Source organism: Pseudovibrio sp. Alg231-02 (genome assembly GCF_900143565.1).
Taxonomy (GTDB): domain Bacteria; phylum Pseudomonadota; class Alphaproteobacteria; order Rhizobiales; family Stappiaceae; genus Pseudovibrio.
In genome coordinates this window covers 357,354-369,420 of the sequence record NZ_FREX01000005.1, presented here as the reverse complement: position 1 = coordinate 369,420, position 12,067 = coordinate 357,354, and the positions used below count along the sequence as shown (strand labels likewise).

General features: G+C 52.8%; 14 protein-coding genes. 10 read left to right on the top strand and 4 right to left on the bottom strand.

Translation table 11 applies throughout. The annotated features are described in order from the left end of the window. Positions 1-360: 360 nt before the first annotated feature. On the top strand, positions 361-882 hold the full coding sequence (locus DHN43_RS16065) for a hypothetical protein (protein ID WP_108819252.1): 522 nt from the start codon (positions 361-363) through the stop codon (positions 880-882). Positions 883-890: 8 nt separating this feature from the next. Here DHN43_RS16065 and DHN43_RS27060 read toward each other — a convergent pair whose 3' ends face one another. Beyond that, a complete protein-coding gene (locus DHN43_RS27060; protein ID WP_159096880.1) occupies positions 891-1,283 on the bottom strand; it encodes a hypothetical protein in 393 nt (130 codons plus the stop codon). A gap of 13 nt (positions 1,284-1,296) precedes the next feature. Next, the gene (locus DHN43_RS16060; RefSeq protein ID WP_108819251.1) at positions 1,297-1,512 is read right to left on the bottom strand and encodes a hypothetical protein; all 216 of its coding nucleotides are present in this window, start codon (positions 1,510-1,512) and stop codon (positions 1,297-1,299) included. Positions 1,513-1,790: 278 nt separating this feature from the next. On the opposite strand from DHN43_RS16060, the gene DHN43_RS16055 reads away from it, so the two are divergent. The 5 genes from DHN43_RS16055 (at position 1,791) to DHN43_RS16035 (ending at position 5,916) form a co-directional block, all read left to right on the top strand. Next, positions 1,791-2,813 carry an alpha/beta hydrolase family protein gene (locus tag DHN43_RS16055; protein WP_108819250.1) on the top strand — a complete coding sequence of 341 codons (1,023 nt, stop codon included), beginning with the start codon at positions 1,791-1,793 and terminating at the stop codon, positions 2,811-2,813. A gap of 562 nt (positions 2,814-3,375) precedes the next feature. Continuing rightward, complete coding sequence (locus DHN43_RS16050; protein WP_108819249.1) at positions 3,376-4,107, top strand: energy-coupling factor ABC transporter ATP-binding protein; 732 nt, start codon at positions 3,376-3,378, stop codon at positions 4,105-4,107. Then, on the top strand, positions 4,104-4,721 hold the full coding sequence (locus tag DHN43_RS16045) for an energy-coupling factor transporter transmembrane component T family protein (RefSeq protein ID WP_057460838.1): 618 nt from the start codon (positions 4,104-4,106) through the stop codon (positions 4,719-4,721). The genes DHN43_RS16050 and DHN43_RS16045 overlap by 4 nt, the downstream gene beginning before the upstream one ends. 5 nt (positions 4,722-4,726) lie before the next feature. Beyond that, positions 4,727-5,293, top strand: coding sequence for a biotin transporter BioY (locus DHN43_RS16040; protein WP_084404815.1), 567 nt, complete (start codon positions 4,727-4,729; stop codon positions 5,291-5,293). Between the two features lie 110 nt (positions 5,294-5,403). Then, positions 5,404-5,916, top strand: a complete 513-nt coding sequence (locus tag DHN43_RS16035; RefSeq protein ID WP_108819248.1) for a GrpB family protein — start codon at positions 5,404-5,406, stop codon at positions 5,914-5,916. Positions 5,917-5,936: 20 nt separating this feature from the next. Here DHN43_RS16035 and DHN43_RS16030 read toward each other — a convergent pair whose 3' ends face one another. Together DHN43_RS16030 and DHN43_RS16025 are read right to left on the bottom strand one after the other, a co-directional pair. After that, the gene (locus DHN43_RS16030) at positions 5,937-7,145 is read right to left on the bottom strand and encodes an ROK family protein (RefSeq protein WP_108819247.1); all 1,209 of its coding nucleotides are present in this window, start codon (positions 7,143-7,145) and stop codon (positions 5,937-5,939) included. A gap of 198 nt (positions 7,146-7,343) precedes the next feature. Next, positions 7,344-8,582 carry an MFS transporter gene (locus DHN43_RS16025; protein ID WP_063290400.1) on the bottom strand — a complete coding sequence of 413 codons (1,239 nt, stop codon included), beginning with the start codon at positions 8,580-8,582 and terminating at the stop codon, positions 7,344-7,346. Positions 8,583-8,711: 129 nt separating this feature from the next. Here DHN43_RS16025 and DHN43_RS16020 point away from each other — a divergent pair, with 129 nt between their 5' ends. The 4 genes from DHN43_RS16020 (at position 8,712) to DHN43_RS16005 (ending at position 12,030) form a co-directional block, all read left to right on the top strand. Further along, positions 8,712-9,980 (top strand): SLC13 family permease, encoded by a 1,269-nt coding sequence (locus tag DHN43_RS16020; protein WP_108819246.1) that lies wholly within the window; start codon positions 8,712-8,714, stop codon positions 9,978-9,980. 89 nt (positions 9,981-10,069) lie between these two features. Further along, a complete protein-coding gene (locus tag DHN43_RS16015; RefSeq protein ID WP_057460833.1) occupies positions 10,070-10,660 on the top strand; it encodes a hypothetical protein in 591 nt (196 codons plus the stop codon). Between the two features lie 97 nt (positions 10,661-10,757). After that, a complete protein-coding gene (locus DHN43_RS16010) occupies positions 10,758-11,285 on the top strand; it encodes an adenylate kinase (RefSeq protein ID WP_244306769.1) in 528 nt (175 codons plus the stop codon). 148 nt (positions 11,286-11,433) lie between these two features. After that, complete coding sequence (locus DHN43_RS16005; RefSeq protein ID WP_063313035.1) at positions 11,434-12,030, top strand: hypothetical protein; 597 nt, start codon at positions 11,434-11,436, stop codon at positions 12,028-12,030. Positions 12,031-12,067: the final 37 nt, after the last annotated feature.

The following is a 12,067-nucleotide window of genomic DNA, read 5'->3' as shown; positions in this document are numbered from 1 at the left end:
GGTGCTCGGTGATCGGTGTTCGGTGCTGGGTCCTCGGTGCTCTGTGCTCGGTGCTCGGTGCTCGGTGCTCGGTGCTCGGTGCTCGGTGCTCGGTGCTCGGTGCTCGGTGCTCGGTGCTCGGTGCTCGGTGCTCGGTGCTCGGTGCTCGGTGCTCGGTGCTCGGTGCTCGGTGCTCGGTGCTCGGTGCTCGGTGCTGTATATACGAAGCATCACATGACATGCTCTGGAGCATTGTGTATGGCGCCTCCTTGTCAATTGATTGAAACCAAGCAAATGGAGCGCGCTATTGCGAGACACTCCTTATCCGCCCGAAACTTGAGATTGCTTTCGCTGGCTTGTGTTTTGTGCCAATAAGACACTATGGATCTGAACCAACTTGATGACCGGCTGAAAGCTGACTGCGAGAAGTGCGCTGCGCTGTGTTGTGTGGCGCTTGCCTTTGATAAGTCGAGTGTTTTCCCGTTTGATAAAGCTGCTGGTGAGCCTTGCCGAAATCTTGAGAGCTGTGGGACCTGCAAGATCCATTCTGATCTGGCGACGACCGGGTACAAGGGCTGTGTTCAGTTTCACTGTCATGGAGCTGGGCTGATTGTCACGCAGGATCTGTTTTCCGGTAATACGTGGCAGACACAGCCGCATTTGCTGCGGCCTATGATGGAGGCCTTCTGGGTGTTCTTACGGCTTCAGGAGCAGGTGTTGTTGCTGAGGCATGCAGCCAACTTGCCTTTGCCAGATGCTAAGCAAAAAGAGCTGCATGCATTTTTGGATGAGCTGTGCCCTGAGAACGGCTGGAGCTGGGATGCCTTTGAGGGGCTGGACCATGCCAAGGTGTCTGCGGAGGTGAAAACGTGGCTGATCTCCCTGCGCGATGTGTTGGCCTAGCTTTTAGATTATGCGATTTCGGGCTTGGTGGCTTTGACCATCAGGAGAAAAGCAGAGAGAGATTTCCAGCGGTGGAAGCGTGGCACCTGCTGGATCGCTTCCTCTGTTGGTTCGTGTTTCTGAATCTCCTTGATTTGAAGGCCTGCCTTGGTGAAGGGGGGCAGATAATTGCTCATGGTGTGAGGGAAACTGGGTACGCTGAAGCGCTGGATCTCTGAATGGTCTCCGCGTCGGGCGAACTTCCATTGATCTGCGAAGTGATTTTGGCCGAAGTACTTGGAGACAACCAGATCTGTCGCCTCTCTTCCCTCGTCTTTTCGCCAGGAAAGCCAGTGTTGGAACTGAAGGAGCTGGTTGCGTAGGTAATGTCTAATGGGGCTTTTGCTCCTCGGTAATTGCATGGGCGATCATGTTCTATGAAAGATCAGCATCAGCCATATGAGCACCCGTTCTTGTCAGCTTGCGGGTGTTGTTGTCTTCCCTGCAACCGAGATTAATAATGCGCTCGCCGCTGAGATTGCTCAGAGAGGCATCAAAGGCATAAGAAATTGTGAGGTATGACTTTGGAGCCCATTGCAGTCCTTCGTAAGGGCGTAGGCATTCGCGGGCGCAGCATGGTGTTGATGGCATATTTGCCGGTATTCTTCTCAGTGCAGGGCCTCGCCGGTTTTATGTTCTTGCTATTTCTGATTGCGTGCGTCCCGCGAGTTAGCACAGGGTGCAAAAGAAGGCCCAGTAGCAGCAGAGTGATAATCATGGGTACTGGCATCAGGCGGGGTCCTTTTCCTTACTTAATAGGACCTAAATCCTGATCTGCGTGACCTTAAACCGGATTCAGGTCGAATAAAATCTCGTCAGCGTTTGAATGAAGGTGTCAACATTCAAACCACTTCACCGATAGGCACTCCATGAAAACTACTATCCTTGCCCTCGCTTCGATCCTCTCTGTTTGCACTGAAATCGCAGCACAAGATGTCGGCCTCAACGAGCTGACTATAGCGGCTCCCCATCATGACCAGGATATGCAGATGGCTATCATGTTCCCTGCCGTGGGTCAGCACCAGACCGTGTTTGCTGAAAATGCGATATTCTATGGAACATCTGTGTTCAAAGACGCCGAGCCAATACAAGGACAATACCCAGTCGTTCTTCTCTCACATGGATGGGGTGGCAATTACGCTCGGATGGCGTGGCTCAGCGCGGGGTTGGCTTCCAAAGGGGCAATCGTTGTAGCGGTAAACCATCCGAGCAGTACAACTTTTGATTTGAACTTCGACACCGCATTCAATCACTGGACCCGCGCCGAAGACATGTCCGCTGCGTTGGACTATGTTTTACAAGATCCGATTTTCGCACCCATCATCGACGAAACACGGATCTATGCCACAGGCTTATCCTACGGGGGATGGACTGCCCTTTCACTTGCAGGTGTCCAAGGCAATCGGGACGGTTTTTTCGACTATTGCAAAGCTGCGGGTGCAGGGTCACAGTTTTGCGCTGAACTGACAGCCGAAGGCGTCGACATCACGGCAATCGATCAAGACAGGTATGAGGCATCCTACAGGGATCCACGTATCAGTGGCGTCGCGTCTATTGATCCTGGTCTAACTTGGGATCTTGCGCCGCAGGATGTGCAGGATGTAACGGTTCCGCTTCTTCTTATAGGGTTGGGCGAAGGAGCCTATAGGCTCAATGCGACAGACACGAGCGCTATGGGCAGCAATTTTGAGGCTTTGGTGCCGCAGGCTTCTGTTAAGACTATCGCACCCGCTACGCATTTTACAGCACTTGGACTGTGTAAGCCCGCAGGCGAAGCTCTTCTGATCGAAGAACAAGACGATCCTGTCTGCACCGACCCGGTGGGGACGGATCGAACTCAGGTGCTTAACACCATTATCGACGCCTTGGCGGATCACTTTGAGTTAAACTGAGGCACTCCATGGGGCATCTGGGCGTGGGGGTACAGATGTCCTTGCTATCTTTCAATGCGGCACACTGATACCTACTGAATTGGCTTAGTATTGCCGATTTGCTTCAACGTTCCATGCCCAACGCCAAGCCGAGACAGCCGATATTGGTGCAGACCGCAGCAATTGGCAAATAGGCTCAACGACCCGTGACACATCCAGCAAAAGTGAGCACATAGGTTCTACCGAAAAGTATTCATGAAAACGCCCGAAGTAACTTCTAAAAGAATTGCCTCAACCCCAGATGGAAATACTCGAATGTCCGTTGTTGGCCCGACTCGATCAGCAATAACTTGATATTGATCTGCGTTTGGTCTCAATGGTTGACAACAAGGGCATTGGTGGGCTGCTCTGCTGGCATGGTAAAGCCTCTGAGCTGATGATTTGCTGAAAAGGTCGCGGACATGACACATAGGACTAGGCTTGTCGAGCAGTGATGGTCAGCCTTGATCCTATAGATTTCCGTGGTGTTGGCATTCTGCATTGTGTATAGGAATGCAACTCCTTTGGCAGGTGATATTGCGGCGTGAACGACACTTCAAAAACAATCAATTTTGACCATGTTTCCATTGAACGGAGCGGTTCGACGATCATTCGTGACCTGTCTGTTGCGCTGCCGGATCAGCGGGTTGGGATTATTGGTCGGAACGGGTCTGGCAAGTCTACGCTTGTGCGCAGCCTGAATGGTTTGCTGCCGGTGAGTGCTGGATCTTTGCTGGTTCACGGTGTTTCTGCTGAGGAAGGGGCCAAGAAGCTGGCACGGGTGACAGGGTTTGTGTTCCAGAACCCGGATCATCAGCTGATCTTCCCGACCGCTCTGGAAGAGTTGAGCTTTGGCTTGCGCCAGATTGGGGTGGGCAAAGCGGATGCAAAGGTACAGAGCCTCGCGCTGTTGAGAGACCATGGCATTGAGCAGCTGGGAGAGCGTCCGGTTCATGAGCTTTCTGAAGGTCAAAAGCAGTTGATCTGTATTTTGGCCGTGCTCATCATGGAGCCGAAACTGCTGGTGTTGGATGAGCCGTTTTCCAGTCTGGATTTGCGGACACGAGTTGCACTGCGGCGGAAGCTGGAGAAGCTGGATCAGCAGATCCTCTTTGTCAGCCATGAACTGGATGCGCTGAGCGACTATGACAAAGTGCTCTGGATTGAAGACGGTAAGCTCAAGCAGTTTGGTGTGCCTGCGGATGTGCTGGCAGCCTATCAGGCGCATGAGCTTTCTGGCGTGGACCTTCATTTTGAAGGGGTAGCGCGCGCATGATCTCCCTTTACATGGCGGGCAACAGTTGGGCGCATAAGCTTCCTGCCAGAGTGAAGCTGATCTTTTTGTTTGTGCTGAGCCTGCTGATTATCCCGTTCAATACGCTTTGGTTCTCTGCTGCTCTGCTGGTGTTTGTGGTGGCGCTGTATGCAACGCTTGGCCGGCAGGGGCTGGAGAAGGTGAAGGTGGTTCGCCCACTGCTCTGGATGATGGGGATCATCTTTCTGGTGCATGTGTTTTTAGGCGATATTGAGCAGGGCATTATTGCTGTGTTGCGTCTATTGGCGATGGTGCTCCTTGCCAACTTTATTAGTATAACAACACATATGGAGGCCTTGATGGATGCGGTGGAACCGCTGTTCCGGCCTCTGCGTGTGTTTGGCATCTCCCCAAGGCGCGTCTCGCTGGCAGTCGCTTTGGTTATCCGTTTTGTTCCGGTGCTGCTGGCGGTTTATGCGTCGCTGCAAGAAGCGTATAAAGCCAGAACAGCCCACGCCAACAGCTGGCGCTTGCTTGCCCCATTTGCGTTACACGCGATTAAAATGACAGATCATGTTGCCGAAGCTTTGACAGCCCGAGGCGGGGCTGACGGCTTTGACCGTGATAAGAAATAGATAGGATGACTATGTCTAGCGATCGTTCTCTTGTTCAGATTGCATTTTATGCGGCGCTGATTGCTGCTCTGGGTTTGGTGCCCAAGATTGAGCTGGGTCTTGCTGGCGGAATTCCAATTACTGCACAGTCGCTTGGTGTGATGCTGGCTGGCATGATGCTTGGTCCGGTGCGTGGTGGGCTTGCGGTTGCTTTGCTGCTGTTTCTGGTGGCGCTTGGCCTGCCGTTTCTGGCTGGTGGCCGTGGTGGCATTGGCGTGTTTTATGGCGCGACAGCTGGCTATCTGGCAGGATACTTTGTTGGTGCGATTGTTGTTGGGGCGATCATGAAAGCCATGCGCAACATGAATGTGGTGTTTGGCGCGGTTGTTTCCGGCGTGATTGGCGGCATTGTTGTGGTGCATGCGCTCGGTGTGCCGGTGTTGGCTTACAAAGCTGGTATGACCATGGAGAAAGCCATCATGGTTGGCAGTTTGCCGTTTCTTCCGGGTGATCTGATCAAGGTTGCTCTAGCTGCTGTTGTTGCGCACACAATTGCGCGCGGTTTGCCTTCTGCAATGCTGTCACGCAACTAAGTCAGCTACAATGAGTTTTGAGAAAGCCGGTTCCTTTTGGAGCCGGCTTTTTCTTTGATTAGTTGCGCGATAGTAATAGAACTGGCAATGCTTTTTCTGAGAGGCAGACATTGGCGCTAACCAGCAAAATTACTGCGTTTAATCCGGCTTGGTCCAATATGTTCGAGAAGGAAAGAGGACGTATCTCGGGTGCTTTCGGAGATACTCTTGTTTCGATCTATCATGTTGGCAGTACAGCGATCACAGGATTAGCAGCAAAGCCTGAAATCGATATGCTGGTCGAAGTTTCCAGCCAGCAGCGCACATCTGAAGTAGACAACGTTATGCGTTCATTGGGCTATTCTCGAGGAAAAGATCTTTCGCCGGAACATTACTTCTATCGGCGGGATGTTGATGGAGTTCGGACTCATAAAGTGCATGTCTGTCCTACAGGACATTCGCAGATTTCTAGAATGCTGCGCTTCCGCGATTTGCTTCGTCAGGATGCAGAATTGAAAGATCAATATCAGTGCCTCAAGCTTAAGCTAGAGGCAGAAAACACTGATGGCATCAAAGAGTATCTAGCTGGTAAAGCACCGTTCATTGACGCCATACTGGAGGCAAAACCCGATAGCAGCAACTGATTGTAGCTGTGCCTTGGCGTTTAGTGAACAAGTGCCTCGTCCAGGTGCTTCAGGGCTTTGATGAGGAGGCCCTGGAGGATGAAATCTTCGTCCCATGGCAGTACTTCAAGGTTCACTGAATCCAGAAGTGGTGCCAGCAGGCCGCTTTCCAGCCCTTTGTTCATGCCGTGCTTGAAGAGGTCGTAGGCTTGCATGGCCTTGCCAGTGAGGACGATGCGGCTTGGGTCCAGCAGAGAAATGGTGCGGGCGAGGCTGACGCCCAGAGCGAAGCCTGCATCTGTGAAGACCTTTTGCGCCTGCGCTTCGCCTATGCGAGCTCTGGCGCGTAGGTTCTGAATGTACTCCGGTCCGTAGAACATGGCGGAGGGAGAGGTTTCCTTGGGCAACTTCTGGGCTTCACGGTAGAGCGCATAGTCGGCGATGTAGGCTTCCAGACAGCCCTTCTTGCCACATCTGCATGCTGCTCCTTCTGGCGTGAATGGTGAGTGGCCGTATTCAGCTGCGGCTCCGGTTTCGCCACGGTAGAGCGCGTTTTTGATGAAGATGCCCATGCCAACGCCGCGGTCAATATACACCACGACAAAGTTGCCGCTGTACTTCTCAGCGTCCTGCCGGTGCAGGGCTTCGGCGATCATGTTGGTGTCGTTGTAAAGCGTGCAGGTGATGCCGAGGGTTTTGGAGAGCTTGGCCGTGAGTTCCACCTGTCGCTCTGCAATGGTGGGTGACCAGATGATGGAGCCGTTGTGTTTGCCGACGATGCCTTGCGTTGCCACGGTGATTTCCATGACGCTGCGGGCACGAAGCGGCTCTGTTTTCATCAGCGCTTTAATGTGGCGGGCGAGCAGGGCGATGAATGCTTCGCCGCCCATATCGGAGGATTCCACCATGAACTTGGCTTCGGCATGCTGGTGGCCGGTATAGTCCACCAGAGCAAGCGAAACACGGTCTACCGAGAGCTTGACTGTGACCACATGGGCGACATCATCACGCAGACGCAGATAGGTGCGCGGGCGGCCACGGGTGTTGGCATCCGGATTGGGCTGTTCTTCCACCTCTGTGATCAGACCGCGATCTTTCAGATCAGCGGTGATGGAGGTGACGGCGGCTAGAGAAAGACCTGTTAGCCGGCCAAGGTCGACACGGGCCAGAGTGGTATGACGCCGCAACGTGGACAACACCACGAACCGGTTTTGGCGACGAACCTGCTCTCTACTGGCTTTTTCGATCATTCGAGTACTGGCCTGCACTGTGTGTTCAAAACATGTCCGCGTTCATTTGTATTCACGCCTTAGGCCCTGAACATTTGTTTTTTAGCGCATTCTTTTATCTGCGAGATAAGCATAAGTATTTGAGGACCAGTAAATAAAGAGAGTAATCGTATAAATCAGCGTTTTCACCCGAAAGTTGAGGTGACCTAATCGTAAGTCCTAGCTCGTTTGTTGAGGTGCTGTTCCGTCATCTTCATCTGTTTGAGCTGGCAAAGTTTCCGGCATCAGGAACAGGTACATGGTGCCGCCGATGAATGCCAGAACCGCAAGGGTGATGAAGGCGGGAGAATAGCCGAAAAACTGGACGATTTCTTCAGCCAGCAGGTTGGAGGCAGCCGAACCAATGCCCACCACGGCGGCGAGGGCGCCTTGTACCAGATTGAAGCGGCCTGTGCCTCGGGTCAGATCTGCGGCGATGAGCAGGATAATCACACCGAAGATGCCGTTGGCGATGCCATCCAGTGACTGCACGGAGATGAGTGCGACGGGGTCTTCCAGCCACATGAACAGCATGCCACGAATGGGCAGAATGAAGAAGGCGAGCAGGAAGAGCGGCTTGCGGCCCCATATGTCAGCCCTGGCAGCGCAGATGATGGACATGATGGTCATCCAGAACTGTGCCACGACGATGCAGGTTGCTGCGAAAGCGACACCGATGTTGACGTTGGAATTGACCGAGAGCTTTTGCCCGACCAGCGGCAGCATAGCTGCGTTGGCGAAATGGAACATGAACACGCAGAGCACCAGTGTGAGCAGGCGTTTGTCTGCCAGGATGGTGCTGACGGTGGATGGTTCATCGCCATCGTTGGGAGTGTGATGTAAGCCGCCTCGTGCTGCGTTGTGGTTGATGGCCGAGCCGCTGACCATGCCGATGCTGATGGCCATGCCGACGGCCATGAGGGCAACAAGCCAGAATACGCCTTCTGCCGAGATCCACAGTGCGAGACCTGCGCCCAGAATGGCGGCGAACACATTGCCCGAGTGGTTGGCTGCCTGATTGGCGCCCATTTGCACAGTGAAATGGTCTGGCCCTGATATGCCCAGAGTTATGGCGGCGATGCAGGGGCCGACAAAGGCGACGGCAATGCCCATGAAGATCTGCGCGATGTAAATCACCGCTGGATACTGCGAGAACAGCAGGATTGAGATGGTTGCGAAGCCGATGAGCAAGGCGCAGGAGGCGAGGAGCAGGCGTTTTTTGCGGGTGCTGTCGATGAAGGCACCGGCGGGTGTTTGCAAGGCGACGGTTGTCAGCGAGCCAATGGCGAGGACCATGCCGATGTTGCCGGGGGACCATTGCAAGCCCGTGAGCAGATAGATTGCAAGATAAGGTCCAATTCCACCCACGACATCGCCGGCGAAGAAGTTCGTCGAAAGCATTGCCTTGTTGAGTTTCATGGAGACCCTGGACTGTTGCGTGATCTGCGTTGAGAATAGGTGAGAGTTCTCTCCAAGCCCCCAAGGATTTTGGTCTATTGTCGAAGTGGCGGTTAAGCTGCTGTCAAACCACGGTGGCTACGGTGGGGCATGTCGGTTTCTCTTGCTGTTTCCGCCCTCATTTTCCTCGGAATTGCCGTGCGCCAGTGGCTTCCGCCCATGGTGCGGATCTGGCACATCATGCTGGCGGGCGCGATTGTGCTGTTGGTGCTGGGGGAGATCAGGCCTGTGGCCGCGTTTCATGCGGTGGACTGGCAATTGATCTTCTATCTGTTTGCCGTGTTCAGCATTGCCTCGTCGCTGTATGACACCGGTCTTTCGCAGGAAATCGCGGATATGCTGCTGAAGCGGGCTAACGCTGGTGTCGTGCTGCTGTGGTTCATTGTGGCCTCAGCGATTTGTGCGGCGGTGCTGACCAATGATGCGGCGGCGGTGATTGGGGTGCCTATTGCTATTATCCTGAGCCGTGCCTTCAGGTGGAAACTGGCGGTGGTTTTGGTGACACTGTGTGCCGCGGTGACGGTTGGTTCCATGGTCTCACCCGTTGGCAACCCGCAGAACATTCTGGTGGTGAATGCCGCTAATTTTCAGAATATGCTGGCGACGTTCATTGTGTGGGCTCTGGTGCCCGGTGTGGTCTGCCTTGTGGCTGTGTTCTTCCGCTTCCAGCGGCTGGTGAAGAAGAATGGATCGGACGAGAGTGCGTTGGTCTCTGAAGATGTAGAAACGCAGGCAGAAGCGGTTGAGGTGAGCCGGCGGCAATGGCCTGCGATGGTTTCTGTTGTGCTGCTGGTGGGCATCATCACAGGCGATAGTTTGGGCCGGACGTACTTTCACCTTGGCCCGCTGCCGTTTGGCTGGGTCGGGCTGTTGTCCTGCCTGCCGATCTATCTGGCAGGAGATGAGCGCCTGCGGGTGTTCAAGGAGGTGGACTGGGCGACGCTGATCTTCTTTGTGGCCATGTTTATCGTCACTGGCTCCCTCTACCAATCCGGCTCTCTGCAATATCTGCTTGGCTCCTTGCAAGGGGAGCTGGCAGACCTGACGATAACCGCTGTGGTGAGCTTCTGGGCGAGCCAGCTGTTCTCCAACGTGCCGGTAGTCGAGCTTTACCTGAAACTGCTGGATGGTGGCAGCACTGGTACCTTCATGATGCTCTCCAGCATCTCCACCGTGGCCGGAAACCTCTTCATCATCTCTGCTGCCAGCAACGTCATCGTGGTCCAGCAAGCCGAGAAATTCGGCGCCACCCCCTTCACCTTCTGGCAATTCTGCTGGTGGATGCTCCCGATTACGGTGTTTTGCGTGGTGGTGAGCTATGGATGGATTGTGGGGCTGACGGCGTTGGGTGTGGGGTGATTTTTGGGCTTTGGTTGGGTGGCATCCTTCCAAGAAATTTGCTTATTATCTCTCCATACTTAGTGTTTTTATAGTGCTTGGGGGCGAACATGTTGAGATTGTCAGGTTTACTAGTAATTGCTGGAATTAATGCTGCTGCTGCCTGCCCGCAGCAACTGCCTGAAAGTGGGCTGCGGTTGACACGAACAGCCGATGGTTATTCTGCAGTTTATAAGAAAACGTCTGCAGGGCTTGTTGAAGAGCGTGTGATGACCCGAGACGGGAAGCAAGAGAAGGTCACCACGATCTACCTTCATCCGCTGGTCACTGGTCAACGGATCAGTTCTAAGGGAACACTCTCTCTGGAATACTCTAAGTCCCTGTCAAATGTGGACTCCGTAAAACAATCCGGCCAGTGGTTCTCTGATTTTGTCTTGAAATACAATGCAAACGAAGTTGACCGTGGTGTAGCCAGATTATCTTATCTGGATGAGGGGCAAGTTGAGATTGGTAAGTGCAGCTATGATGTTTGGCGTATTGAATCTCGCCTTGAGTTGGAAGGACGGGCAGCGCCAACCACCTTTGATAGATACTATTCCCCAAAGCTAGGTCTGGTGCTCAGAGCAATTAAGCTGACACCGGATCGCGAAACTATTAATGGTGTTGTCTTTGATCAGATTGAGGTTGTTGAGCCCAACTAGCCTGGCATTTAATGGTTGGTTTGAGTGTTGAACATGATGATTTAGTTGATATGAAACGTACCCGAATTCAGGACCTCGTATTTTTAGCAATTGCTTGATGACAGAGACTCGGGAGCGAAAAGTGCAGCGGGTGATGGTTGTTGGATGTCCGGGGGCGGGGAAGTCTACGGTGGCTAAGAGGTTGGCTGCTGTTACGGGATTGCCGCTTGTGCATCTGGATTTTCATTACTGGCAGTCCGGATGGGTTCGGACTGAGAAGACTGCTTGGGCAGATAAGGTGGAGACCTTCGCTGCTCAGCCGTGTTGGATCATTGATGGAAACTATGGTGGCACCTTGGAGAAACGCATCTCCCGTGCTGATACGGTGATCCACCTCGACTTCCCGACCCGCATTTGCCTGTATCGTGTGTTCCGGCGGATGTTGGCTGGTTTGGGACAGAGACGAGAGGCTGAGTTCGTTGAAGGCTGCGAAGAGCGCTTTGACTGGAAGTTTCTCTGGTTTGTCCTCAACTACAAGCGGACAAACCGGCCACGCGACCTTGAGAAACTAGCGTGTTTTGAAGGGCAAATGCTGCGATTTGAGCATCCTAAAGAGCTGGATCGGCTCTGGGGGATGGTTGGTTGAGAAGGGGAGAAAGAGTATTTTAGTTTCTGATCGAATAAGTGTGGGTTTTGAGCTAAGGGCATTTTTCTAAAGCTTCGAACGACTTACGATACTTTAAGCTACTAAATTTTTACATTGCATTTTTACTCTTCGCAGAAAGCATCGAAAGATGACCCATCCCTTAAAGTTAATTGATTATCGCGTAAACGAGCGTGGTGAGGTCTCAGGTGTTTTGTTCGAGAACCCACGGACTAGCGTTCGGCGGAATCTTTATTGGTCTGCTTGTATTGAGTTATCCCGATTCACTTATTTTGGAGAAGACTGGAAAACGATCTTAAGTTTTGACTGGCTGGTATTGCCCTCAGAGAAAACATCCTTTGAGATATCTGACCAGAATATCGATGTTGTGGAGTGCTCATGGTACTTCATTTATCAGCACATCACTGCGAAGTCGGGAACTCTTACGTTGGAACCAGTAGACGAGTATCGCGCTTTTGAGATCTCATTCTCAGTAGTTGTCGACTCCCCCGGATGGGACGATGATCCCTGTCAAGATATTGAAATCGCAGGTACAGTGAAACTCCCTTGTTCCGGGATATCACTCATGCGGAACAGTTTTTTCCCGAAACCCAACTCAGAGATTGAGGCTCGAGAGATGATTGCACCTTTCTTTCCTGAGATTGTCGATTTCACCCTTAAACAGCAGGAAGATGAAGACGGCTGGCCAATCCAAGAGAAAACTAAGTTTCATTTTGTTCCGCAATAAGTGTTTTGCTAATTTCTATCTCTGGATTGAGCGTAAG